Raw genomic sequence first — 23,431 nt, 5'->3', positions numbered from 1 at the left:
GTCCGTGCACCCCCGGTGACCGCCCCGGGAACGGCGGAGGGGCCCGCCGGTGCGGCGGGCCCCTCCGGTCGGCTCCGGTCGGCTCCGGGCTCAGACCGCGATGACGGTGATCAGGGCCACCAGCCCGGCCAGGGTCGGGGCGATGATCCACCAGCACCAGCGGACCTTCAGCGGACCGGCCGCGTCGGGGCGGGAGGCGTTGCGTTCGGCGGTGTCCTGGAGGACGCCGACCACCTGGTCGGACCAGGCCCGGGTCGGGTCCGTCGAGCCCTGGACGGTGACGGTGGACGACCCCTGGCCGAAGACCATCCCGAGCCGGGAGGCGTGCTGCTCGCCGCCGCGGTCCCGCACCCGCGCGGCGCGCTTGCGCTGCCGCAGCGACACCGGCACCGCCCAGACCTGGAACTTCCGGCCGTCGGCGAGCAGCTCCACCGAGTACCCGGCCCGCAGCGCGTCCACCGAGGCCCACGGCGCGGTGATGGTCCGCAGCGGGTTGCGCACCACCAGCCGCTGCTCGTTGGCGAACACCGCCGGGCGCAGGGTGTAGGCGATCACCGGGAACGCGAACACCGGCACGGCGGACAGCGCCACCCACGGCGTCTTGCCGCTCCCGTTGAGCGCCGCGTCCCCGATCAGCCACGCCGCCACGGCCAACAACAGCACCCCGGAGATCACGCCGGGAACGGAGCGGTACACGCGGTCGGCGTACACGGGCTCCCCATCGGAGCCGGCCGAGCCCTTCTGGGGCTTGCCGTCGGATTCGGTCATGCCGACGATTCTGCCCCATGCCCCCCGCCGTCCACAGGGCCCGCGATCACGGTTCGGCCCCGGTCACCCCTTCCACGACCGGGTGACCGCCGCCTGAATCCACCCGTACCGGCGTGGGGCCGGTCGGCAGATCTCGGTCCGGCATCGATAGGTCTCCGGTCTAGCGGTTGGCTACGCGCGTAGATATGCTGGTCTGGTGACTATGTCCACTCTTGCAGCCAATGCCCCCGGCGTTGCGGGCAGCGGTCTCCAGGACGTCGCGGCGTCCGAGGCCTCGCTCCGTCGATTCCTGCACGGCCTGCCCGGTGTCGACCAGGTCGGCCTGGAGGCGCGCGCCGCCACTCTCGGTACCCGCTCGATCAAGACCACGGCGAAGGCGTACGCCATCGACCTGGCGATCTCGATGATCGACCTGACCACGCTGGAGGGCGCGGACACGGTCGGCAAGGTGCGCGCACTGTGCACCAAGGGCAGGAACCCCGATCCGACCGACCCGACCGCCCCCCGTGTCGCCGCCATCTGTGTCTATCCGGACATGGTCGCCACCGCGAAGGCCGCGCTGCAGGGCACCGACATCCAGGTCGCCTCCGTCGCCACCGCCTTCCCGGCCGGGCGCGCCGCGCTCCCGGTCAAGCTCGCCGACACCGCCGACGCGGTGGCGGCCGGTGCCGACGAGATCGACATGGTGATCGACCGGGGCGCCTTCCTCTCCGGCCGGTACCTGGACGTCTTCAACGAGATCGTCGCCGTCAAGGAGGCGTGCAAGCGCGCCGACGGCAGCTACGCCCACCTCAAGGTGATCTTCGAGACCGGCGAGCTGCAGACGTACGACAACGTGCGCCGCGTCTCCTGGCTGGCGATGCTGGCCGGTGCCGACTTCATCAAGACCTCGACCGGGAAGGTCGCCGTCAACGCGACCCCGCCGGTCACCCTGCTGATGCTGGAGGCGGTCCGCGACTTCCGCGCGCAGACCGGCGTCCAGGTCGGCGTGAAGCCCGCCGGCGGGATCAAGACCACCAAGGACGCGATGAAGTACCTGGTGATGGTCAACGAGACCCTCGGCGACGACTGGCTGAGCCCGCACTGGTTCCGCTTCGGCGCCTCCAGCCTGCTCAACGACCTGCTGATGCAGCGCCAGAAGCTGACCACCGGACGGTACTCCGGTCCCGACTACGTGACGGTGGACTGAGAATCATGGCCAAGAACACCAAGAAGACCGCGGAGCCCGCGGCCGAGCAGGCCGCCACGGCCGCCCCTGCCGCCCCGGCCGCGCAGGCCGCGCAGGCCGTCAAGCCGGCCGGCCTGTTCGGCTACGCCCCGGCCCCCGAGTCGCCCGCCGCGGCCGGCGACATCGCCACCTCCTACGGCCACTTCATCGGCGGCGAGTTCGTCGACTCCTCGGGCAGCGAGGCGCTGAAGACGGTCAACCCGGCCACCGAGCAGGTGCTCGCCGAGTTCGCCCAGGGCACCGAGGAGGACGTCGACCGCGCGGTCGCCGCCGCCCGCCGGGCCTTCACCGACTGGTCGGCGCTGCCGGGCAGCGAGCGCGCCAAGTACCTGTTCCGGATCGCCCGGATCGTCCAGGAGCGCAGCCGCGAGCTGGCCGTGCTGGAGTCGATGGACAACGGCAAGCCGATCCGCGAGACCCGGGACTTCGACATCCCGACCGTCGCCGCCTGGTTCTTCTACTACGCGGGCTGGGCGGACAAGCTGGACTACGCCGGTTTCGGCCCGAACCCGAAGCCGCTGGGCGTGGCCGGCCAGGTCATCCCGTGGAACTTCCCGCTGATGATGCTGGCGTGGAAGATCGCCCCGGCGCTGGCCACCGGCAACACGGTGGTCCTCAAGCCGGCCGAGACCACGCCGCTGACGGCGCTGCGCTTCGCCGAGATCTGCCGCCAGGCCGGTCTGCCGAAGGGCGTCGTCAACATCGTCACCGGTGACGGCCGCACGGGCGCGGCGCTCACCGCGCACCCGGACGTCAACAAGGTCGCCTTCACCGGCTCCACCCCGGTGGGCCGGGCGATCGCCCGGCAGCTGGCCGGCAGCCGCAAGAAGCTGTCGCTGGAGCTGGGCGGCAAGGCCGCCAACATCGTCTTCGACGACGCGCCGATCGACCAGGCGGTCGAGGGCATCGTCAACGGCATCTTCTTCAACCAGGGCCACGTCTGCTGCGCGGGTTCGCGCCTGCTGGTCCAGGAGTCGGTCCAGGACGAGCTGCTGGACGCGCTGAAGCGCCGGATGGCCACCCTGCGGGTCGGCGACCCGCTGGACAAGAACACCGACATCGGCGCCATCAACTCGGCGGCCCAGCTGGCCCGGATCACCGAGCTGACGGACGCCGGCGAGGCCGAGGGCGCGGACCGCTGGTCGCCGGAGTGCGAGCTGCCGGGCACCGGTTTCTGGTTCAAGCCGACCATCTTCACCGGCGTCAGCCAGGCCCACCGGATCGCCCAGGAGGAGATCTTCGGCCCGGTGCTGTCGGTGCTGACCTTCCGCACCCCCGCCGAGGCGGTGGAGAAGGCCAACAACACCCCGTTCGGCCTCTCCGCCGGCGTCTGGACGGAGAAGGGCTCGCGGATCCTCTGGACCGCCAACCGGCTGAAGGCCGGCGTGGTCTGGGCCAACACCTTCAACAAGTTCGACCCGACCTCGCCGTTCGGCGGCTACAAGGAGTCGGGCTACGGCCGCGAGGGTGGCCGGCACGGTCTGGAGGCCTACCTCGATGTCTGAGCCCACCATCGCGCGTCTTGACGTCCTCAAGACCTACAAGCTGTACGTCGGCGGGAAGTTCCCGCGCTCCGAGAGCGGGCGGGTGTACGAGGTGACCGACTCCAAGGGCGAGTGGCTCGCCAACGCCCCGCTCGGTACCCGCAAGGACGCCCGGGACGCGGTCCTGGCCGCCCGCGCGGCGGTCAAGGGCTGGGCCGGCACCACCGCGTACAACCGCGGCCAGGTGCTGTACCGGGTGGCCGAGATGCTGCAGGGCCGGCGCGAGCAGTTCGCGGCCGAGGTGGCGCTCTCCGAGGGCGTCGGCCCGAAGAAGGCCGCCGCCCTGGTGGACGCGGCGATCGACCGGTGGGTCTGGTACGCGGGCTGGACCGACAAGGTCGCGCAGATCGCGGGCGGCGCCAACCCGGTCGCCGGTCCGTACTTCAACCTCTCCACCCCGGAGCCGACCGGTGTGGTCGGCATCGTCGCCCCGCAGGCCGGTTACGGGCACTCGCTGCTCGGCCTGGTCTCGGTCGTCGCCCCGGCCATCGCCACCGGCAACACCGTGGTGGTGGCGGCCGCGGCCGACGCCCCGCTGCCGGCCCTGTCGCTGGGCGAGGTGCTGGCCACCTCGGACGTCCCCGGCGGCGTGGTCAACCTGATCTCCGGCCGGACCGCCGACATCGCGCCGACCCTGGCCTCGCACCAGGACGTCAACGCGCTGGACCTCACCGGTGCGATCGCGGACGAAGGTCCCGGCGCGGCGGCCGCGCTGGAGGCGCTCGCCGCGGATACCCTGAAGAGGGTGATCCGCCCGGAGCTGGACCCGTTCGCCCAGGACTGGACCAATGCTCCCGGAACGGACCGGCTACTCTCGTTCCTGGAGACCAAGACGGTCTGGCACCCGATGGGTATCTGACCTCCCGGTCACCCCTTCGACTACGCCGAGTAGTCACGAGTAACAACTCCACAGACTGGCCGTCCCCAGTGCCCTCACCCCCCCAGGGCCCGGACGGTCACAGGACGGACCCGCGCCTCTCCCCCCCTGGCGCGGGTCCGTCGGCTTTCCCGGCCTCGCTCCAGGCGCCCTCACGCGCCCGCACTCCGCCTCCCGCGCCCGCACTCCGCCTCCCGCGCCACCGCACTGCCTCCCGTTCCCCCGCGCGGCCCCCGGCCCACCGGTCCCCCGCCGGTCCCCCGCCCGGCGCTCACCCGTTCGCGCGACTTTCGTCGCGGGACGTCGAGCCGTTCGGTGCTCCCCGCCCCGGACGCCCCGGGCCAGAATCGCCGTACCGGAAACGATCAAGGGGGGACGACGCCGTGGGTGAGTTCGTGGCCGAGATGATGGCACTGTTCGCGGACGGGTTCCTCCGCAAGCTGTTCGTGGCCCGCGTCCGCCGCCGGCTCGCCGCCGGCCGCGCGGCGCGGGTGCCCTGCGCGGCCCGCTCCGCCCGCCCCGGCTGGCAGCCCGCCTACGTCAACGGCAAGCTCCGCATCACGCCGGGGGCCACCGTCGTGACCTTCGGCTCACGCGCGGCCGGCTTCACCGAACTCGCCACCGGCGGCACCTTCCACGAGCCCGAGCCCGACACCTGGCACGACCAGGACTGGGCCGCCACCGCCTACCAGCCGCCCGGCGACGGCCACCCCGTCTTCCTGCAGGTCGACAGCCGCTACCTGCCGATGCTGCACGCCGCGCTCACCGCGCCGGAGTCGCTGCGGGCGGTCTGATCCGACCGGTCGGGGCGGCCCGGCCCGACCGGTTCGGACAGTACGGTCCGACCGGTTTCGGCATCCGGCCCGGATGCGTCAGACTGGTGTCCCGTGAGTGACTCCCCGCTGAACCCTGTGCCGATAGCCCACGCCCGGGTGATCCTGCTCTCCGGGCCCTCCGGTTCCGGGAAGTCCTCGCTCGCGGAGCGCAGCGGCCTGCCGGTGCTCCAGCTCGACGACTTCTACAAGGACGGCGACGACCCCACCCTCCCGCTGCTGCCCGACGGCGCGGTCGACTGGGACTCCCCGCTGGCCTGGCACCGCGAGCAGGCTGTCGCGGCCATCCGCCGCCTGTACTACACCGGCCGGGCCGACGTGCCGGTGTACTCGATCCCGGACAACGGGCGGGTCGCGACCCGGGTGCTGGACCTCGGCGGAGCCGGTGCGTTCGTCGCCGAGGGCATCTTCGCGGCCGAGATCGCCGCCGAGTGCGCCGCCGAGGGTCTGCTCGGCGACGCCCTGTGCCTGCGCAACGGCCCGCTCACCACCGCCTGGCGGCGGCTGCGCCGGGACGTCCGGGAGGGCCGCAAGTCGCTGCCGGTGCTGCTGCGGCGCGGCTGGCGGCTGATGCGCGCCGAGCGGGCGATCATCGGCCGGCAGGTCGCGCTGGGTGCGCACCCGTGTGCCGGGCCGGAGGCCGGGCGGCGGATCCGCGCGGCGTCCGCCCAGGAGCTCTCCGCCGTCTGAGCCTCCCGGCCGGACCGCTCGCGCGAGCCGCCTGTACCAGCCGCCCTGCCGGACCGCTCGCCGGAACCGCCTGTACGAGCCTCCCTGCCGAGCCTCCCGCACGAGCCGCCCTGCCGGCCCCGCGGGCGGTCGGGCCCGGAACGCGGGAACGGCGGGCCCGGTGCGTCTCCCCCGCACCGGGCCCGCCGCCTTCCCCGGACGTCCAGGCCTCCCCCGGTGACGCCGCTCCCCCGAGCCGGCGCCGTCCGTGCCGTGTCCGTCCTGCTACCCGTCCCCCGACGGGAGTCCTGCTGCCGGTCCCGCGCCGTTCCCGGCGCCCCCGGCTCCGCGCCCGGCGCGGTCCCCTGCGGCCGCTACGCGACCAGCTCGCCGAAGGCCCGGACGGTGTCGCCCGAGGTGTTCAGCTGCTCGTCGTCGCGCAGTCGGCGCAGCGCGCGCCAGATGCTGCTCTTGACCGTCCCGACGCTGATGCCGAGGACGTCGGCGATCTCCGGGTCGGTCTTGCCCTCGTAGTAGCGGAGCACCAGCATGGTCCGCTGGTTCTCCGGCAGCTTGGCCAGCGCCTGCCAGAGCACGGCGCGCAGCTCGGTGCCGCCCATCGCGTCGGTGTCGCCGACCGTCTCCGGCAGTTCCTCGGTCGGGTACTCGTTGACCTTGCGGCGCCGCCAGGCGGAGATGTGGAGGTTGGTCATGGTGCGGCGGAGGTAGCCCCCGACCGCGGCCTTGTCGGTGATCCGGCCCCAGGCCCGGTAGGTGCTGAAGAGCGCGCTCTGCAGCAGGTCCTCGGCCTCGTAGCGGTCACCGGTGAGGTGGTAGGCGGTGGCGTACAGAGAGGCGCGACGCTCGCGCACGTACGCGGTGAACTCCGTGATGTGGTCCTCCGCGACGGCCGGGCGCTCCTCCCGCGCGCCGCCCTGTGCCACTTCGGTGGTGCGCGCCGCCGCGGGGTTCAGCCGCAGCAGCGTCGCACCGGCGGCCTCGCGGCCGGCCGACTCCCCCGAGTCGGCCTTCCGCAGGCCGGTCCCCCCGATGCCCCGGTTCCCCCCCGGGGCGTCCGTGCCCTCGACGCGTACGGGGAGGATCCCCCGCAGCGTGAGGGTGCCGGCGGAGTCGGCCGCGCTCGCGCGGTGGCCGATCCCGTACAGCTCCCCCGTCCTGCCTCCGCCGCTCACCCGGCGTGCGGCAGTACTTCCACCGGTGCTGTGTGCGCACCCCCGTACGATCACGGCACCGGAGGTCTCGTCGGTCCTGACCTCGAACCTGGTCCTGTGGGTGGTGGCTGACGAACGCGCGCTGCCGACGGCCGGGTTGGTCCGGGTCTGAAGCATGGCGTTCATCGTGCGCCCCCTTGGTCGGTACGAGCGGTTCCGTTGCCGCCTTCCGGCCGGCCTGTTGGCCCGCTGTCCTGCGGCGACATCGAAAATCCTGCCCGCCGGTTGTGATGGCGCTGTCCGTCGACTGTCACAGGGCTGTCACAGGGCCGGGGCCTTTCGTCCCGGTCCGCCTCCCGCCGTTGCGGACGCCGGTGGCAGGGGTTCCGGTTCCCGCGGGGGCGGTGGGCGGTCGGGGCGGGTGGCTGCCGGGGTGAGTGGGGGGTGATTCGCCGCTCCCGGTGAGCCAGAATGAGCCCGTGCCTTTCCTCCTTCTGATCGAGGACGACGACGCCATCCGCACCGGCCTCGAACTCGCCCTCACCCGCCAGGGCCACCGCGTGGCCACCGCCGCCTCCGGTGAGGACGGTCTGAGGCTCTTCAAGGAGCAGCGGCCGGACCTCATCGTGCTGGACGTGATGCTGCCCGGAATCGACGGCTTCGAGGTCTGTCGCCGGATCCGCCGCACCGATCAGCTGCCGATCATCCTGCTCACCGCCCGTTCGGACGACATCGACGTGGTGGTCGGGCTGGAGTCGGGTGCGGACGACTACGTGGTGAAGCCGGTGCAGCCGCGCGTCCTGGACGCCCGGATCCGGGCCGTGCTGCGGCGCGGTGAGCGGGAGAGTTCGGACTCCTCCGTCTACGGCACGGTGGTGATCGACCGTGCGGCGATGACGGTCACCAAGGACGGTGCGGACCTGCAGCTCACCCCGACCGAGCTGCGGCTGCTGCTGGAGCTGAGCCGGCGGCCGGGGCAGGCGCTGTCCCGGCAGCAGTTGCTGCGCCTGGTGTGGGAGCACGACTACCTGGGCGACTCGCGGCTGGTGGACGCCTGTGTGCAGCGGTTGCGGGCGAAGGTGGAGGACGTGCCTTCGGCGCCGACGCTGATCCGCACGGTGCGCGGGGTCGGCTACCGGCTGGACCCGCCGGCGTGACCGCCGGTCCTGCCGCGGGGCCGACTGCCGGGCGGCTCGCCCCCTCTCCGCTCGCCCCCGCGTCGTCCGCCGCCTCGGCGATATCCCGACCCTCGTACTGAACTTCCGCAATGACAGGCTCCCGTGACTGACCATCAGACGACGACCCGGCGGTTCTCCTCGGGCCCGTGGCGAAGGCTGCGCTCCCTTCGGGTGCGGCTGATCGCGGTGTTCGCCGCGGTCGCCCTGCTCACCGCCGTCTCGGCCTCCGGCATCGCGTACTGGTTGAACCGGGACGCGGTGCTCAAGCGCGCCCAGGACACCGCGCTCAACGACTTCCGGGTGTCGCTCAGCCGCAACGTCTCGAACCTTCCGCTGAAGGCGACCTGCCAGGACCTGATCGACCTGGCCGGCTACGTCGCCAGCTCCGGGCTCACGTACGACGTGGTCGTCACCGATCCCGCCCTGCCGGACTGCATCGCCTCCTCCGATCCGGTGCGGTACTCGCTCGCCGACGTCCCGGCGCCGCTGCAGACGGCCGTCGCCAAGCCGCGCGAGATCACCGACTCCAACCCGTACACGTACCACCTGTACTGGCAGCGGCAGAACCTGGACGGCCGGCCGTTCGTGATCGGTGGCACCAAGGTGGTTCCGGCCGGTCCGACGGCGTACATGTTCAAGTCGTTGGAGAACGAGCGGGCCGATCTCAACACCCTCGGCTGGTCGCTGGCGATCGCCACGCTGCTGGCGCTGATCGGGTCGGCGCTGCTCGCGCAGGCCGCGTCGGCGACGGTGCTGCGGCCGGTGAAGCGGCTGGGCGACGCGGCGCGGCGGCTCGGCGAGGGGCACCTGGACACCCGCTTGGAGGTCGACGGCTCGGACGAACTCGCCGATCTGGCTCGGACGTTCAACCGGACGGCGGAGTCGCTGCACGAGCAGGTCGAGGAGTTGAGCGCGCGTGAGGCGCAGAGCCGGCGGTTCGTCGCCGACATGTCGCACGAGTTGCGCACCCCGCTGACCGCGATGACCGCCGTGACGGACATCCTGGAGGACGAGGCGGAGTCGCTCGACCCGATGATCGAGCCGGCCGTCCGGCTGGTGGTGAGCGAGACCCGGCGGCTCTCCGACCTGGTGGAGAACCTGATGGAGGTGACCCGCTTCGACGCCGGCACGGCCAAGCTGGTCGCCGACGAGGTGGACATCGCCGATCTGATCATGTCCTGCATCGACGGGCGGGCCTGGTACGACGCGGTCGAGCTGGACGCCCCGCGCGGGGTCCGGGCCGTGGTCGACCCGCGCCGGCTGGACGTGGTGTTCGCCAACCTGATCGGCAACGCGCTCAAGCACGGCGGTTCGCCGGTGCGGGTGCGGGTGCGGGAGACCGCGGACTCGGTGGTCGTCGAGGTGTCCGACAGCGGCCCGGGCATTCCGGAGGACGTGCTGCCGCACGTCTTCGACCGGTTCTACAAGGCCGACAAGGGGCGGGCGCGCTCGGAGGGCAGCGGTCTCGGCCTCTCCATCGCGATGGCCAACGCGCAGATCCACGGGGGGACGATCACGGCCGCGAACGGCGAGGTGGGGGCGGTGTTCACGCTGACGCTGCCGCTGTCTCCGCCGCCACCGCCACCGGCCGACGCCCCCGAGGAGAGCACCCAGTGAGAACTTCCTTCGGCCGGCGGTCCTTCGGCGCCGCCGCCCTGCTCGGCCTGGCCTTGCTGGCCGCGGGGTGCGGCATCCGCCCCACCGCCGTCCCGGTCGACGCGGGCGCGCCGGCCAGCCGGACCGCCTGCCCGACGGTGCCGCAGATACCCACGGCGCCGAGCACGCCGTCGCCCGCCGCCGCCTCGCCGGCCGTGGTGGCCCCGACGCGGTCCACCGAGCCGGGGAAGGTGTCGGCGACGGCGCGGGCGGGGGCCTCGCCGTCGCCGGTGGTGGTGGCGCCGTCCACGCCTCCGGCCGACAACGCGTTCAGTGTGGTGCCGTCGGCCTCGCCGTCGACCTCGGCCCCCTGCCGGTGAGGGGTGCCCGGCGGGCCTAGGGGTCCGCCGGGCGTCCGCTCGCCCCGCCCCGGGGTGGTGCGGGCGCGCCACCGGCGCGCGATACCGCCCTGCGGCGCCGCCCCTGCGCCGAACGTGCTCCGGCGTGTGGCGCAAACTTCACACCGGCCATGGAACCGTCACGCCGTCGGCCCACGTCCTTCCCCCCGTGCAGCGAGATGGCACCAGGACACGCGCAGAGCGTTCCGGCGTGCGGACCGAGACCGGGCGGGCGACGGCCGTCCCCACCGGGCGGGCCGCGGCCGTCCACCACTCCCTCCGGATGGTGGGCCTCCTCGGCCTCACCCTCCATCTGGCCCTGGTCGGCTGGCTGATGCTGCGGCCGCTGCCGGTGGCGTGGGTGTACGACGCCAACCTGACGCCGCTGGCCTCCCTGCACTCCTCCAGCGCTGGCCAGCTCCTGGGTGAACTGCTCCTGCCCGCCCCGCTCGGCCTCCTGCTGCCGCTCGCCGGCGGCCGGATCCGGGCGCCCTGGCTGCCGTCCTTCCTCCGTACGACGGGCGCCTCGGCGCTGCTGGCCACCGCGCTGGAGTTCCTCTCCTCGTGGACCCCGGGGCACGTCCTCAACGTCGACCACATCCTGCTGGCCGTCGTCGGTGTCGCCGTCACCCACCTCGCCCTGGTGCCCGCCGGGCGTTCCCTCCTGCTCCGCCGTGCGACGGCCCCCCGGGCCCCGGCGGCGCGGGAACCGGCCGCGGCCGCGGCGCCGACGCCGGCTCCGACGCACGCACCCGTCCCCGTGGCCGCCCCCGCCCCCGCCCCCGCGCCCGCCGTCTACGCGGGGCCCGTCCCCGGTCGCGGACGCTAGGGCCGGATCTCGGTCGGCGCGTCTCGGTCGGCGCGTCTCAGTCGGCGCGTCTCAGTCGGCGCGGCGGACCCGGCCGCCGACCTCGATCAGGCCGTCGCCACGGACCCCGGTGACGATCTGCGAGCCGCGTCCCTGGGTGATCACCAGGCCGCGGCCGAGCTCGGCGGTGAGGAGGAGGGCCGCCGCCCCGGTGGCCTCGTCCTCGTCGATGCCGTCGCCCCGGCCGGGGAAGGCGCGGGCCCGGACGGCGCCGGCCTCCTCGTCCGCCCAGGCCCAGGCGTAGATCCACTCGCCGGGCGGCGGCACCTCCAGCCCGTCCACCTCGGCCGCCGAGCCGTACCGCCGGAGCGTGCGCGGCGGGGCCCAGGCGGCGGGCGCCGCGATCCGGGTGAACGCGCCGTCCCGCCGGACGCCGACCACGCCGGCCGCGGTGACCAGCCGGTCCAGGCCGAGCAGCCAGGCGGTGCCGACGCACGGGTGCCCGGCGAACGGCAGGCGGGCGGTGGGCGTGTGGATGTCGATGGCACCGCGCTCCGGGTCGTCGACGAACACCGTCTCGCTGAAGCCGAGTTCACGGGCGATCGCCCGCCGGTCGGCGTCGGCGGGGACGGCGGCCCCGTCACGGACGACGCCGAGCGCGTTGCCGTGCCCGCCGTCCGGACCGCAGAACACGTACAGCACCTCGTGGTCGACCATTCCGTTCACCTCTTCTCGATCGAGCCCGCATCCGATCCCGAACCCGATCCCGAATTCCCCGCCCGGGGACCGGATTCGTTGCCGAAAGGCGACTTGAATACACTTCCGAAATATTTGTTTTTATGATATACTGTCAAAATCTGCGGGTAATGTCCGCTTTCATGGTGAACAACGGACAACAGCACGGCCGGCCCAGCCGGACGGCCCTCATGGCCGCCGCGGCCCGCGCGGCGCACCTGCTCGTCGACGACACCCCCACGATCCTCGCCGACACCGTGGCGCGGACCCTCCTGGCGGAGCAGGCCGACGAACTCCTCGGCTACCACCGGTCCTACGGGGGCCACCCCGTCCTGGCCGGCGCCCGGACCACGGCCGTCACCCGCAGCCGCTACACCGAGGACCGGCTCGCCGAGCTGGCCGCCCGCGGCGTCGACCAGTACGTGATCCTCGGCGCCGGACTGGACTCCTTCGCCTACCGGTCCGAACTCGCCGCCCGGGTCACGGTGTTCGAGGTCGACCAGCCCGCGACGCAGGAGTGGAAGCGGGCCCTGCTGGCCTCGGCGGGGGCGCCGGTACCGCCCTCCGCCGTCCTCGTCCCGGTCGACTTCGAGCAGGCGTCCGCCCGGTCGCTGACCGAGCGGCTCGTCCGCGCCGGCTTCGACCCCGCCCGGCCCGCGCTGGTCGGCTGGCTCGGGGTCACCATGTACCTCAGCACGGACGCGATCGGCCGGACCCTGGACGCCGTCGCCGGCTTCGCCCCCGGCACGGAGCTCGTCGTGGAGCACCTCCTCCCGGCCGAGCTGTGCGACGAGGCGGGCCGGGCGTACGCGGAGGCGGTCATGGCGGCGGCCGCCGAACACGGCGAGCCCTGGCGGACGTTCCTCGACATCGAGCAGATGGACGGCCTCCTGTCCGCGCACGGACTCCGGCCGGTCGAGTACGTCCGGCAGCGCGAGACCGTCGACCCCGCGATGTGGGAACGCACCGACGCGCTCCGGCCGTTCGAGCTGTCCGTGCTCGCCCGCGCGAGCGTCCCCGCCCCGTAGCGGCCGCGGTCCGCCCGGGCGGGCGCCCCACCGGGCGGCGGCCTGCCCGGACGCTCCCCGCCGGGAGGCGTGCCTCCCGGCGGGAGCCCCCCGGCCTCGACGCGTCCGCCGCGCTCAGTGCCCCGTCGGCCCGAACGGACGGGCCTGACCGGTCTGACCCCCCTGACCGGCCGGGCCCCCGGGAGCCCCGGGGCCCGCGGCGGGCCCCGCCGCCGGGCGCGGCGGCCGGGCTGCCGGACGGGTCCGCTGGCGGCGGTGGGCGATGATCAGCGTGCCGATGCCCATCGCGATCGCCGTGCCGCCGGTGATCGCCATCGGCGCGTTGAAGGAGTCGCCGCCGGTGGACGCGAGGTCGGCGGGCGGCGCGGGCGGCGCCGCCACGGTCACCGTGACGGCCGGCCCGGGGGCCGCCGTCGGGGTCGGCGTGACGTCCGCCGCCTGGACGGCCGGCGCGCTGGTCGACGGCGCCGGCGGCGTGACCGCCGCGAGGCCGACCGCGGGAGCCGTGGGGGAGGGCGCGCTCGACGGGGCCGCGGCGGGCGGCGCGGTCGGCTCGGCGACCGGACCGCCGGTACCGGCCGTGGTCGGCGGTGCGGGCGGGGCCGGCGGCGCTACCGGCGCGGCAGCGGCGGCCACCGTGATGTCGACCGCCGAGCTGGTCGCCCCCGCCCCCGCCCCGGTCCCGGTCGTGCCGCCCTGCGGGAGGCTGGTCCCCGTGAACAGCAGCGACAGGACGCCCGGCGGCGCGTCCTGGGCGAACGCCAGCCGGACGTTGACAGTCCGGGACTCGCCGTCGCGCAGCCGGACGAGGCTGCTCTCCTTGTCCCCCGCGCGCAGCGTGAGCGTGACCCGCCCCGCCGCGGACTGCCCGTAGTCGGCGGCCGGCAGCCACTCGCCCTCGGGCGTCTGGAACTCCAGCCGGATCGCCTCGCCGGCGGGCAGGCTCCGCCCCCGGAGGGTCAGTTCGGGCAGGAAGGCGACGTCCTTGCCGCTGCGGTTGGTGAGCGTCAGCCGGAACGGCTTCGCCTCGCCGCCCGCCGTGAAGGAGACCGGCACCGCGTCCAGGGCGAGGTACGGCACACCGGGCACGGGGGCGGGGGTGGGTGTCGGGGTGGCGGTCCCGGCGGCCGGAGCGGTGGTGAACTCGGCGTACGGGCTGATCGCGCTGGAGATCCGGTTCTCCGGCGGCAGTGTCGGGTCGGAGACGACGGCGGTCAGCGAGGCGGTCGCCCGGCCGGCCGGCGCGTCGGCGGTGACCGCGAGGCGCAGCCGGTACGTCGCCGAGCCGCCGGCGGGCAGGCTGAGCCGGGAGTTGAAGGCGTCGAGCGTCCAGGTGGCCCCGGTGGCGGCGCCCGGGTTGAGCGCGGCGGGCTTCCACTGCGCTCCGCCGGGCGGCTGGAACTCCAGCCGGAGCTGGCTCTCGCGGACGCCGGAGTCGGCGTTGGCGACGGTGAACCCGGTGGTGACGTCGACGGCGTGGTCGGCGGAGTTGCGGAGCGTGGCGGTGAACTCGGCGGCCGGCCCGCCCGCGGTGAAGCCGTGGGGGAAGCCGTCGAGGGTGACCGTGACCGGGCTGCGCTGCTCCTGGACGCCCGGACCCGGGACGCCCTGCCCCTGGGCGCTCCGGACCGCGCCGGCGCCGGCGGGGCGGGGCGTGGCGGACGCAGCGGGGGCGGCGACCAGGGCCGCGCCCGAGACCAGGGTGGCCGCGGCGGCGAGGGCGAGGGATCTGCGGTGCTGAGTACGCAAGGGGGACCTCACGGGAGGAAGGCGGGCGAACCCGACGAAACCCGGCAGCAGGCGGGTCGCCGAGGTGGGAGGCCGCACCGGGGCTCTCACCCGGGTCGCTGCTTCGCCCCCCAACCACCAGCGACGGCCGCATCATATCCGAACGCACTGACGGTTCCTGAGCAGTTTTCAAGGGGTGAGCGGGGGGTTCGCCGGACGGATTCGGCGATGACACCGTGAGGAAATCGTGAGGACCACTGTCGGTGGACTCCAGTACTGTGCGCACTCGTCCCCATCAGCCGCTCTACCTCACTCACCTGCAAGGAACGTCCCTTGAATCTCGATTTCGACGCCGAGCCCCTTTTCTCCTGGTACGTCGTACTGCTGGCCGTCAGCGGCATCGCCATGGTGGTCGTCGGCGCCGTCAACTTCGGCGGGCTCAAGCTCGGCTGGCGCGTCCTCAACGTCATCGCCGGCATAGCCTTCGCCGGGTACGCCTACTACCTCGGGTTCGTCTTCGAGGGCGGCGAGTACCGGATCTTCTTCCAGGCCTTCATCCTTCCGGTGGCGCTGATCGCCAACTCGGTGAAGGCGCTGGCCGCGCGCTCCTCCGCCCCGGCCCCGCAGCCGGTGCCGGCCGTGTCGCCGTACGGCCCGGGCGCGCCGTACGACCCGAACGCCCCGCAGCAGGCCTCGCCGTACCAGGCTGCGCCTCCGGCGCAGCAGCCCTCGCCGTACGGCGCCCCGCAGCAGCCGGCCCCGTACGGCGCGCCGTACCAGCAGGCCCCGTACCAGCAGGCCGCGCCGTACGCCGCCCCGGCTCAGCCCGGTGCCGCGCCGGCCGCGCCCGTCCAGCCCCAGGCCCCGTACCAGGCGCCGTACCAGGGCTGACCCGCACCGCCGCCGGCCGGCCTGCGCCCTGCCGCAGCCCGGCCGTCCTCCACGACACCGGCCGCCGGATGTAGTCCAATTGCCTTACGGGTACAGCCGTTTCGGGGGAGGGCATCCGATGTCGGACGCGAACCAGCAGGCCGGGCAGCCGCGATCGGGATTCGAGTGGTGGATGGTGGTCGCCACCGTCGCCGCCGTCGTGCTGTTCATCGGGTTCCACCTGGAGGGAGCCCTGGAGCCGTTGTCGGACTGGCGGGCGGCCGCGATCGGGGCGCCCTTCCTCGCCTTTGCCGCAGGTGTGTCCTACGCGTCGGACCGGAAGGCCGGCTCCGCGCTCGTGGCCGGGCTCCTCAACGGGTACCTGGTCGCGGGCATCGCCCACCAGTTCCTGTAAGGGGGCGCGGGCACCGACCGGCCGTCGTCGTCGCGCCGAGGCCGCGGATCCGCCGCGCACGCCGTACGTTGGCTGCCGGGGCCGTTCCCGGCGGCCCCGGCAACTCGACGCGGCAGGAGGCACGTTGGCAGGGAAGCGGGCGGCGCTGGTCGTCATCGACCTGCAGAACGGGTTCATCAACCGGCACTCGCGGCACGTGGTGCCGGCCGTCGAGGCGCTGGTCGACCGGTGGTCGGCGGGCGGCTGGCCGGTGGTGTTCACCCGGTACGTGAACCAGGAGGGCAGCGCGTACGAGCGGCTGCTCGACTGGACGCGGCTGCGGGAGGCACCGGAGACCGACCTGGTGGAGTCGGTCCGGGCCCGGGCGGTGCGGGCGCGCGCGGTGATCGAGAAGCGCACGTACACCTGGTTCACTCCGGAGGCGGAGGAGCTGGCGGCAGCCGAGGGGTGGACGGACCTGGTGTTCTGCGGGGTGGCGACGGACAGCTGTGTGCTGAAGTCGGCGGCGGACGCGTTCGAGCGCGGGTTCACGCCGTGGATCGTGACGGACGCGTGCGCGAGCGAGGCCGGCCCGGAGGTGCACGACGCCGGGCTGCGGATCGCCCGGAGGTTCATCGGGGCACGGCAGTTGGTGACGGCGGAGGAGTTGTTCGGTCAGTGGTAGCGGGAGTGGGAGCGGCGGCCGCGTACGACGCGGCGGTGCACGACCTGGTGATCGTCGGCGGCGGCCCGGCGGGGTGCGCGGCGGCCGTGATGGCGGCGAGCGTGGGGCTGCGCTCGGTACTGGTCGAGCGCCGGGAGGTGGGGCACACGCTGCGGCGGGTGCCTGCGGTGGAGAACGTGCTCGGCTTCGCGACGGGAGGGGCGTTCGCCGACGCCGTCACGGCGGACGTCCGGCGGGTGGCCGCGCTGTGCGAGGTCCGCGCCGGGGACGCTGCGGCCGAACTGCACGCGGACGATGAGGGGGTGACCGTCCGGCTGGCCTCGGGCACCGCCGTCCGGGCGCGGTACGCGGTCGTCGCGACGGGCGTGCGGGCGGCGCTCCCGGCCGAGGCGGAGTGGATCACGTCCGACGCGGGCCCGGTCCCGCCGGTGTGGGAGGCGGACGCCTCCGCCCTCGCCGGCCGCCGCGCCCTCGTCCTCGGCGCCGACCGCCCCCTCGGCACCCTGCTGCGCGCCCACCCTCGGGCCCCGCTGGAGCTGGTGGTGCCGCACCCGCCGTCCGACGCCTACAAGGCCGACGAGGTGCGCGGGGAGGGCCGGGTCACCCTGCTGGAGGTCGGGTCGCTGGAGCTGCGCCGCGAGAGCGACGGCCGCGTGGCGGCGGGCGGGCTGGGCGTCTTCGACGCCGACGCGGTCTTCGTGAACCTCGGCTGCCGCCCGGCCGCCCTGCCCGGCTCCCTGGTGCGGGGCGAGGACGGCTACTGCCCGCCCGGGCGGCAGCACCCCCGCGTCCTCACCGCCGGCGACCTCCGCTCCGCCCGCGGCCAGCGCATCATGACCGCCACCGGATCGGGCGGAGAGGCCGCCCTCCAGGCCTACTACGCGCTGCGCCTCGGGGGCTGAGGCCGGGCGGCGGAGGCGTGGTGGAAGGAGCGGCGGGGAGAGCCCTCCCCCTGCCGGATCGCATCGCCTCGGACACCGGGTGTGTCCTCCCGACCAAGGGGGCTGCCTGTTGGGGCAGGGTGCGTATCGAGCCCGTTCAGGACTCGCGATGCACTCGACAAGCGCCTGGTCACAGGACTGCGCATGGTGTGTCGTGGCGCCTCCCTTTTTCGCGGGCCCCGGCCGCGTGCTGGTGAGCGCGAACGATCGTGGAGTCCACCGACACGGCCCAGTCCAGGTCCTCGCACCCGCACCAACGAGCAGAAGGTCCAGACGAAACGGCCTAGTCGGCACTCCCGGCGGCGGCCGATGCGAGGTCGTAGTCGACGCGGGCCCGGTCGATCTCCTCGACGTGCCGCTCGGCCCAGCCGGCCAGTTCGACCAGGGAGTCGTACAGCTCGCGCGCCATCGGCGTCGCCGTGTACTCGACCCTCGGCGGCACCGTCGGGTAGACGGTGCGGGTCAGCAGGCCGTCACGCTCCAGGTTGCGCAGGGTGAGGGTCAGCATCCGGCGGCTGATGCCCTTGACCTGGCGCTCCAACTCGGTGAAGCGGGCCGGGCCCTGGGTGGTCACGAGCAGGATGGCGATGCTCCACTTCCCGCTGACCCGGCCGAGCACGTCGAGCACCGAGCAGGCGGCCCGCGCGGAAGGGGTTTCGCACTCCCTCGGGGCGCTGACCTCGATGGTCACACCGGTGTTCCCCTGGGACATGAAAGTGCCTCCTTCCGCTTTCGGTGCATGATCGCAGACCATGATCCCGGCAACAAGACGGGTCGTGCGAACGCAGAGCAAGGGGTTCCACCATGGCGGACAGGATTCGGGTCGGGGTTGTCGGGGCGCACGCCGAGCGCGGCTGGGGGCGTGCGATCCACCTGCCGGCCCTCGCGGCCTCGAAGGACGACTACGAGATCGTCGCGGTCGCCGGTACGAGTCAGCAGTCGGCCGAGGCGGCGGCCGGTGTCTGGGGCGCCCGGCACGCCTTCGCCGACGCCCGGACGCTGATGGAGCACCCCGAGGTCGACCTGGTCACCGTCGCCGTCCAGCTGCCCCAGCGGGACGGCCTGGTGGACGCGGCGATAGCGGCCGGCAAGCACGTGTACAGCGAGTGGCCGCTGGCCCTGGACGCGGAGACCGCCGAGCGGTTCCGGAGCAGCGCCGAGGCGGCCGGGGTCCGGTCCGCGGTCGGCCTGCAGTCCCGGCACCACCCGATGGTCCGCTACCTGCGCGACCTGGTCGCGGACGGCGCGGTCGGCGAGGTCCTCTCCACCTCGCTCAGCTACTCGATCGCCTCGCCAGAGGTCTGGTCGCAGCGGTACGCGGCGCTGTTCGACGCCACCAAGGGCGTCAACCACGTGGCGGTCGTCGGCGGCCACTCGCTCGACATGTACGGCTCGATCGTGGGCGGCTTCGCCGAGCTGTCCGCGACCCTGACCACCCGGATCAGCACCATCACCCTCCAGGAGACCGGCGAGCCGCTCACGGTGACCTCGCCGGACCAGATCGTGGTGTCGGGCCTGCTGGAGTCCGGCGCCGCCTCCTCCGTCCACTTCATGACGGGTGGCCCGCGCGGCGACGGCTTCCGCGTCGAGGTGCACGGCCGGGCCGGCCGGCTGGTACTGCGCTCCACCGACGACTCGCTGGTGGGCCCGGAGTTCGTCCTCACCCTCGCCAAGGCGAACGGCGCCCCCGCCGAGACCCTCACCCTCCCGCCGCGCTACCTCCCGGCGCTCGCCACCGCCCCCGCCCCGGTCGGCAACGTGCACCGGGTCTACGCCGACCTCGCCCGCGCGATCCGCACCGGCGAGCCCTTCGACCCCGACTTCGCCACCGCGGTCCGCACCCACCGCCTGCTGGACGCGATCAAGCACTCCGCCGCCACCGGCGAGCGCCAGCACCTCGGCTGACCCGCCGCCGCCGGTGCCGGTGCCGGTGCCGGTGCCACGGGCATAGGATCTCGCGCACGGCAACGGCCAAGGGACGCACGGGACACGGGCGGCTTACAGCGGGTCGGGGTCTATCTGGGGCATCCGCGAGCTGGGAGCTTCAACCACGCGCTGTACGAGGCGGTGGTCGAGGAGCTGCGCGGGCGCGGGTGCGAGGTGGTCGCGCACGACCTGTGTGCAGAGGGCTTCGCGCCGGTGTCGACCGCGGAGGAGACGGAGACCTTGGCCGCGGCCGGTGAGGCCGTCGATCCGCAACTGGCGCTGCACCGCGCCGAAGTGGCCACGCTCGACGCGTTGGTGCTGGTCCACCCGAACTGGTGGGGATGCCGCCGGCCGTGCTGGCCGGGTGGGTGCAGCGGGTGCTGGTACCCGGCGTGGCGTACAAGCTGGGCACGGCCGACGGCGAGCCGACCGGCCTGCTGCGGGCCGGCCGGGCGCTGGTGCTGAACACCTCCGACACCCCGGAGAAGCGCGAACACGGCAAGTTCGGCGACCCGTTGCAGCGGATCTGGGCCGCCTGCCTGCTGCCCTACGTGGGCGTGACCGACGTCCGGCGGCTCGTCTTCCACACGGTGACCGACTCGGCCGCCGCCACCCGTGCGCAGTGGCTGCTCCAGGCACGGCAGGAGGCAGCGGCGCTGCTCGCGACGCGACCCGGGCGGGTCTGCTCCCGGAAGTCCGGTTGCACTGAGGTGAATATCGGTCAGAAGCTAAAGGCACCCGGTCGAGGCGGCCCGTGACAGGCTCGCCGGGGATACGGCACAGGAAGTCGGCCGGTCGGGCTTTCTACCTCGCCGCGTTCGCCTCGCTGTCCCAGCCGGAGTCACCCGCCACTACGACCGGAAACGACGCGAGGGCAAGCACCACGTCGCGACCCTCGTCGCACTCGCCCGCCGCCGCATCGACGTCCTGTTCGCCATGCTCAGAGACGGCACCTTCTACCAACCGCCGGCCGCCGCCATCGGTTGACGAAGGCCATAGGGGCACTTTCTTCCTAACGGTCGCCCTGCCGTCGTCCCGCGAGGCGCTAGCGGTTACAGGCCGTCCAACGGTGACCGGTGGCGCCACGGGATCAGTCGCTCGTACGCACCACCGGGGCGGCGGCGCTTCGCGGCCGCCTCGGGGGAGCGGAGGGTGCGGACGGCGAAGTGGAAGGCGGTGGCCGCGAGGGCGGTGGAGAGGAGGAAGAGGGAGACGACGCCGAGGTGGAAGAGCGCGTGCGGGACGTCGAGGACGTGGGAGAGGACGAGGTAGCCGAGGGAGGCGGTGAGGACGGAGCCGAGGGCGGGGGCGGAGGCGTTGTGGAAGGCGAGGCGCTTGGGAAGGGCGGAGAGGAGGGAGCCGGTCGGTATGGAGACGAAGGTGCCGACCAGGAGGCCGACCATGGCGCCGAGGGGTACGGAGGTGGAGCGGAAGGCGATGAGGGCGACGAGGGCGCCCCAGAGGGTCCCGCCGATGACGCCGACCTGGGTGGTGCGGACGATGAGCCGGATACGCCAGGTGTCGGCGTTCATCAGTGGGATCCTCCGGGGCGGGGAGAAGCGCGGTTCAGATGAGGTGGTCGAACTCGCCGCCCTTGGCGGCGGCAAGGAATGCGCGGAGCTTGGAGACGTCGCTGGTCAGCACTGTTTCCGGATCATCAGACTCGCGGACGTGCCTCCGGCCGTCGACACCCCGCGCTAGTTCAAGGCAGTTGTCAGCGCCGTCCGCGCCACTAAAGGAAGACTTCTGCCAGGACAGGTGGAACATCGGGCGCCTTTCAAGTCTGAAGCAGATAGAGAAGATGTTGGACCAGACCCCATGAGTCCCGCGAGGGGAGCTCACACAGGTCCCTCCGCTCGTCAATGGCCGGTAGGGCATTGTCGGCCAGTCTCTGGTACGCGTAGCGATAGTCGGCAACGTCCGTTGGCTCACCAAGGTGCTCCGCTCGCTTGGGACCGGAGAGGACAATCGTGGAGAGGTCGGAACACCCCGGGTCGCAAACCAGGAACGATGCCGAAATCGGTCCATGCTTCGGAGCAGTGAACGGCAGCACCTGGATGGTGACGTTCGGCAGTGCCGCCACGTCCAGCAGATGACGAAGCTGCGCCCTCATTACGGCGTCCCCAGCAAAGCGCATACGCAGAGCCGCTTCGTGGATGACGAACCGAAACTTCCGGTCCTTGCCGTCGGTCAAGATCTGCTGCCGTTGCATGCGGAAATCAACCGCTGTCGAGATGTCCCACTTGCCACCGACTTTGTAAGCATCTTCGTAGATGGCCTCGGCGTACGAGGGCAGTTGCAGCAGCCCGGCGATGTACAGCGTGTCGTAGCTGTCCAGCCGAACGGATCGATCCTCCAGCTCCGCAAGATCGAGGGCCAGATCCGGGACCTTGTTGGCGAAGGTGCTCCACCAGCCCTTACCGGAAGCTCGCCCCATGTCGGCAAGCCCAGCACGGTACGCCTGATCGTCGCAGCCGTAGGCGTCCAGCCAGACGCTCAACCGCTCCTGATTGAGGCTGATTCGGCCCGCTTCCGTGTGACTGACTGCTGGGCTCTTCATCCCTACCAGCGCCCCGGCCTCCGGGGCTGACAGGCCTGCAGCCAGCCGCAGCCGACGAAGCTCGTCGCCGAAGCGGCGCTGCCGCTGACTGATCTCTCCCCTGAGCCCCACAGCGTTCCTTCCCTCTCCCCGCAGTGTTCCGCATCGGCGCGACCCGCCGCCACCGGCAGCAGGTCACTCACAAGGGTCAACCTTGCCGTTCTGGTTGCAACAATATGACCCATGACTCTACTGTCAGTGTTGCACCGATCACACGACGGAGCGTCAGTAACGCCTGTTTCCAAGGCAGTAGGCGCCTTCTGCCCTTCGCACCGCAGAGCAGCCACGCGTGACCTCAACCAGTCCCGTCCTGGCCTGGCTCACGGCGACATCCCTCCGCCGTCCCGCTCTCCTCCCCACTCTCCGGAGGTTCCCCATGCGTGCCTGCAACCCGCCCGACTGGTCCGCCGCCCGCAACGAACTGCGCGCCGCCCTCACCTCCTCCGGCTGGCCCCCGGACACCATCCACGACGCCGAACTCGCCCTCCACGAGCTCTACTTCAACGCCTGGCGGCACGCCGACTGCCAGTCCCCCCTCGTCATCCTCGTCCTCCTCCCCCACACCCTCCGCGTCTGCGTCTGCGACGACAGCCCCACCCTCCCCGAGTCGCGTGTGAGCGCCGACCCCTACGAGATCTCCGGCCGCGGCCTCCACCTCGTCCGTTCCCTCACCCACCGCTTCGGCGCCGACCCCACCAAGAACGGCAAGGTCGTCTGGTACGAGCTGGACGTCGCCGCGTGAGCCGGGAACCGATCGCCCCCGACGACCCCGTCCTCCGCACCTACACCGACCCCGAGGTCACCGCGCTCCTCCGCGAACTCCACGACCACGGACGCAGGTTCGGCATCCAGTGGGGATCCGCCGCCACCCTCCCCGGCACCGTCGACGGCCGCATCCTCGTCGACTTCGGCAACGCCCCCGTCGCCACCCTCCTCAACCTCCTCGACCTCCTCCGCACCGCCGAAAGGAACGACCCCTCGTGGGAGTCCTGATCCCCTTCGTCACCGAGGCCGTCCACACCGAGCGCACCACCGTCGCCCACGTCACCGTGGAATCCGCCCCCGACGCCGCCGTCCAGCTCCGCCTCGCCCCGGACCTCGACATCCACGCCGCCCCCGGCGAACACCTCGCCGTCCCGCTCACCCGCGACCAGGCGGAGGACCTCCTCCACGCCCTCGCCGCCCGCCTCGGTCACCGCATCCTGCGAATCCAGAGGTGAGCCCCGGCACCGCGAACTTCCTCATCGGCGCGGCCTTCGCCGTCCTCCTCGCCCTCGCGATCACCACCGTCGCCCTGGGCGTCATCACCGCCCTCAAGGTCCACGACGCCCCGACCGCCGGCGCAACCGAGGACGACCACTCCTCCGCCCGCGACCGCATACATCACTGAACCCGCCCCACCCGCCCGGCGGCTGCCGCCTCAGCCGCCGCCCACCTCCCCCACTTCTCCACGC

Annotated in this window: 27 protein-coding genes and 3 pseudogenes; 21 read left to right on the top strand and 9 right to left on the bottom strand. The window is 73.2% G+C overall.

The window, feature by feature from the left end; genetic code table 11:
- Positions 1–90 precede the first annotated feature (90 nt).
- On the bottom strand, positions 91–768 hold the full coding sequence (locus AC067J_RS06940; RefSeq protein ID WP_478296892.1) for a PH domain-containing protein: 678 nt from the start codon (positions 766–768) through the stop codon (positions 91–93).
- Positions 769–970: 202 nt separating this feature from the next.
- Here AC067J_RS06940 and deoC point away from each other — a divergent pair, with 202 nt between their 5' ends.
- From deoC to AC067J_RS06915, 5 genes are all read left to right on the top strand, one after another.
- Positions 971–1,957: a deoxyribose-phosphate aldolase gene (deoC, locus tag AC067J_RS06935; protein WP_478296891.1), complete on the top strand. Its 987-nt coding sequence runs from the start codon at positions 971–973 to the stop codon at positions 1,955–1,957.
- 5 nt (positions 1,958–1,962) lie between these two features.
- Positions 1,963–3,501, top strand: coding sequence for an aldehyde dehydrogenase family protein (locus AC067J_RS06930; RefSeq protein WP_478296890.1), 1,539 nt, complete (start codon positions 1,963–1,965; stop codon positions 3,499–3,501).
- A complete protein-coding gene (locus AC067J_RS06925) occupies positions 3,494–4,399 on the top strand; it encodes an aldehyde dehydrogenase family protein (RefSeq protein ID WP_478296889.1) in 906 nt (301 codons plus the stop codon). Before AC067J_RS06930 ends, AC067J_RS06925 begins: the two co-directional genes overlap by 8 nt.
- A 401-nt stretch (positions 4,400–4,800) precedes the next feature.
- Positions 4,801–5,211, top strand: a complete 411-nt coding sequence (locus AC067J_RS06920) for a hypothetical protein (RefSeq protein ID WP_478296888.1) — start codon at positions 4,801–4,803, stop codon at positions 5,209–5,211.
- A 93-nt stretch (positions 5,212–5,304) separates the two neighbouring features.
- Positions 5,305–5,940, top strand: coding sequence for an ATP-binding protein (locus tag AC067J_RS06915; protein ID WP_478296887.1), 636 nt, complete (start codon positions 5,305–5,307; stop codon positions 5,938–5,940).
- Between the two features lie 353 nt (positions 5,941–6,293).
- Here the strand turns inward: AC067J_RS06915 and AC067J_RS06910 are convergent, their stop codons facing one another.
- The gene (locus AC067J_RS06910; RefSeq protein ID WP_478296951.1) at positions 6,294–7,268 is read right to left on the bottom strand and encodes a SigE family RNA polymerase sigma factor; all 975 of its coding nucleotides are present in this window, start codon (positions 7,266–7,268) and stop codon (positions 6,294–6,296) included.
- 302 nt (positions 7,269–7,570) lie between these two features.
- Between AC067J_RS06910 and AC067J_RS06905 the strand changes: the two genes are divergently transcribed.
- The 4 genes from AC067J_RS06905 (at position 7,571) to AC067J_RS06890 (ending at position 11,092) form a co-directional block, all read left to right on the top strand.
- Complete coding sequence (locus tag AC067J_RS06905) at positions 7,571–8,248, top strand: response regulator transcription factor (protein ID WP_327677620.1); 678 nt, start codon at positions 7,571–7,573, stop codon at positions 8,246–8,248.
- Positions 8,249–8,371: 123 nt separating this feature from the next.
- Positions 8,372–9,886: an ATP-binding protein gene (locus tag AC067J_RS06900; protein WP_478296886.1), complete on the top strand. Its 1,515-nt coding sequence runs from the start codon at positions 8,372–8,374 to the stop codon at positions 9,884–9,886.
- Positions 9,883–10,245: a hypothetical protein gene (locus AC067J_RS06895; protein ID WP_478296885.1), complete on the top strand. Its 363-nt coding sequence runs from the start codon at positions 9,883–9,885 to the stop codon at positions 10,243–10,245. The genes AC067J_RS06900 and AC067J_RS06895 overlap by 4 nt, the downstream gene beginning before the upstream one ends.
- A gap of 229 nt (positions 10,246–10,474) precedes the next feature.
- Entirely contained in the window at positions 10,475–11,092 is a 618-nt protein-coding gene (locus AC067J_RS06890) for a VanZ family protein (RefSeq protein ID WP_478296884.1), read from the top strand.
- A gap of 51 nt (positions 11,093–11,143) precedes the next feature.
- Here AC067J_RS06890 and AC067J_RS06885 read toward each other — a convergent pair whose 3' ends face one another.
- The gene (locus tag AC067J_RS06885) at positions 11,144–11,788 is read right to left on the bottom strand and encodes a PhzF family phenazine biosynthesis protein (protein WP_478296883.1); all 645 of its coding nucleotides are present in this window, start codon (positions 11,786–11,788) and stop codon (positions 11,144–11,146) included.
- A 149-nt stretch (positions 11,789–11,937) separates the two neighbouring features.
- On the opposite strand from AC067J_RS06885, the gene AC067J_RS06880 reads away from it, so the two are divergent.
- Positions 11,938–12,834 (top strand): class I SAM-dependent methyltransferase, encoded by an 897-nt coding sequence (locus tag AC067J_RS06880; protein WP_478296882.1) that lies wholly within the window; start codon positions 11,938–11,940, stop codon positions 12,832–12,834.
- 114 nt (positions 12,835–12,948) lie between these two features.
- On the opposite strand, the gene AC067J_RS06875 is transcribed toward AC067J_RS06880, so the two are convergent.
- Entirely contained in the window at positions 12,949–14,583 is a 1,635-nt protein-coding gene (locus AC067J_RS06875; RefSeq protein WP_478296881.1) for a hypothetical protein, read from the bottom strand.
- A 312-nt stretch (positions 14,584–14,895) separates the two neighbouring features.
- On the opposite strand from AC067J_RS06875, the gene AC067J_RS06870 reads away from it, so the two are divergent.
- The 4 genes from AC067J_RS06870 to AC067J_RS06855 all read left to right on the top strand — a co-directional run bounded on the left by AC067J_RS06870 (position 14,896) and on the right by AC067J_RS06855 (position 17,413).
- Positions 14,896–15,453, top strand: a complete 558-nt coding sequence (locus AC067J_RS06870; RefSeq protein ID WP_478296880.1) for a hypothetical protein — start codon at positions 14,896–14,898, stop codon at positions 15,451–15,453.
- A gap of 118 nt (positions 15,454–15,571) precedes the next feature.
- Positions 15,572–15,847 (top strand): hypothetical protein, encoded by a 276-nt coding sequence (locus tag AC067J_RS06865; protein WP_478296879.1) that lies wholly within the window; start codon positions 15,572–15,574, stop codon positions 15,845–15,847.
- Positions 15,848–15,971: 124 nt separating this feature from the next.
- Positions 15,972–16,511: a cysteine hydrolase family protein gene (locus tag AC067J_RS06860; protein ID WP_478296878.1), complete on the top strand. Its 540-nt coding sequence runs from the start codon at positions 15,972–15,974 to the stop codon at positions 16,509–16,511.
- Entirely contained in the window at positions 16,505–17,413 is a 909-nt protein-coding gene (locus AC067J_RS06855) for an FAD-dependent oxidoreductase (RefSeq protein WP_478296877.1), read from the top strand. Before AC067J_RS06860 ends, AC067J_RS06855 begins: the two co-directional genes overlap by 7 nt.
- A gap of 202 nt (positions 17,414–17,615) precedes the next feature.
- Here AC067J_RS06855 and AC067J_RS06850 read toward each other — a convergent pair.
- Together AC067J_RS06850 and AC067J_RS06845 are read right to left on the bottom strand one after the other, a co-directional pair.
- Positions 17,616–17,690 (bottom strand): annotated as a pseudogene (locus AC067J_RS06850) (transposase); the annotation flags it as partial.
- A gap of 45 nt (positions 17,691–17,735) precedes the next feature.
- The gene (locus AC067J_RS06845) at positions 17,736–18,164 is read right to left on the bottom strand and encodes a winged helix-turn-helix transcriptional regulator (RefSeq protein WP_478296876.1); all 429 of its coding nucleotides are present in this window, start codon (positions 18,162–18,164) and stop codon (positions 17,736–17,738) included.
- A gap of 92 nt (positions 18,165–18,256) precedes the next feature.
- Here AC067J_RS06845 and AC067J_RS06840 point away from each other — a divergent pair, with 92 nt between their 5' ends.
- The 3 genes and pseudogenes from AC067J_RS06840 to AC067J_RS06830 all read left to right on the top strand — a co-directional run.
- The gene (locus AC067J_RS06840; protein WP_478296875.1) at positions 18,257–19,357 is read left to right on the top strand and encodes a Gfo/Idh/MocA family protein; all 1,101 of its coding nucleotides are present in this window, start codon (positions 18,257–18,259) and stop codon (positions 19,355–19,357) included.
- Between the two features lie 42 nt (positions 19,358–19,399).
- Positions 19,400–20,136 (top strand): annotated as a pseudogene (locus AC067J_RS06835) (NAD(P)H-dependent oxidoreductase).
- A gap of 38 nt (positions 20,137–20,174) precedes the next feature.
- Positions 20,175–20,365, top strand: a pseudogene (locus AC067J_RS06830) (IS110 family transposase); the annotation flags it as partial.
- Positions 20,366–20,430: 65 nt separating this feature from the next.
- Here the strand turns inward: AC067J_RS06830 and AC067J_RS06825 are convergent.
- Genes AC067J_RS06825 through AC067J_RS06815 form a run of 3 tightly spaced genes read right to left on the bottom strand, consistent with a single transcriptional unit; the run spans position 20,431 to position 22,049 of the window.
- Positions 20,431–20,910 carry a hypothetical protein gene (locus tag AC067J_RS06825; protein ID WP_478296874.1) on the bottom strand — a complete coding sequence of 160 codons (480 nt, stop codon included), beginning with the start codon at positions 20,908–20,910 and terminating at the stop codon, positions 20,431–20,433.
- A 34-nt stretch (positions 20,911–20,944) separates the two neighbouring features.
- Positions 20,945–21,145 carry a DUF397 domain-containing protein gene (locus AC067J_RS06820; RefSeq protein WP_478296873.1) on the bottom strand — a complete coding sequence of 67 codons (201 nt, stop codon included), beginning with the start codon at positions 21,143–21,145 and terminating at the stop codon, positions 20,945–20,947.
- Positions 21,146–21,155: 10 nt separating this feature from the next.
- A complete protein-coding gene (locus tag AC067J_RS06815; RefSeq protein ID WP_478296872.1) occupies positions 21,156–22,049 on the bottom strand; it encodes a helix-turn-helix domain-containing protein in 894 nt (297 codons plus the stop codon).
- 304 nt (positions 22,050–22,353) lie between these two features.
- Between AC067J_RS06815 and AC067J_RS06810 the strand changes: the two genes are divergently transcribed.
- From AC067J_RS06810 to AC067J_RS06795, 4 genes are read left to right on the top strand one after another with little or no spacing between them, the layout of a single operon-like run.
- Complete coding sequence (locus AC067J_RS06810) at positions 22,354–22,719, top strand: ATP-binding protein (protein ID WP_478296871.1); 366 nt, start codon at positions 22,354–22,356, stop codon at positions 22,717–22,719.
- Positions 22,716–22,970, top strand: coding sequence for a hypothetical protein (locus AC067J_RS06805; protein ID WP_478296870.1), 255 nt, complete (start codon positions 22,716–22,718; stop codon positions 22,968–22,970). The genes AC067J_RS06810 and AC067J_RS06805 overlap by 4 nt, the downstream gene beginning before the upstream one ends.
- Entirely contained in the window at positions 22,958–23,197 is a 240-nt protein-coding gene (locus AC067J_RS06800; protein WP_478296869.1) for a hypothetical protein, read from the top strand. The genes AC067J_RS06805 and AC067J_RS06800 overlap by 13 nt, the downstream gene beginning before the upstream one ends.
- Entirely contained in the window at positions 23,194–23,367 is a 174-nt protein-coding gene (locus AC067J_RS06795) for a hypothetical protein (RefSeq protein ID WP_478296868.1), read from the top strand. The genes AC067J_RS06800 and AC067J_RS06795 overlap by 4 nt, the downstream gene beginning before the upstream one ends.
- The last annotated feature ends 64 nt before the right edge of the window (positions 23,368–23,431 follow it).

This window comes from Kitasatospora sp. NPDC042419 (genome assembly GCF_056437345.1).
Note: the sequence above shows the minus strand (reverse complement) of the source record. Positions and strands in the feature narration are given on the sequence as shown.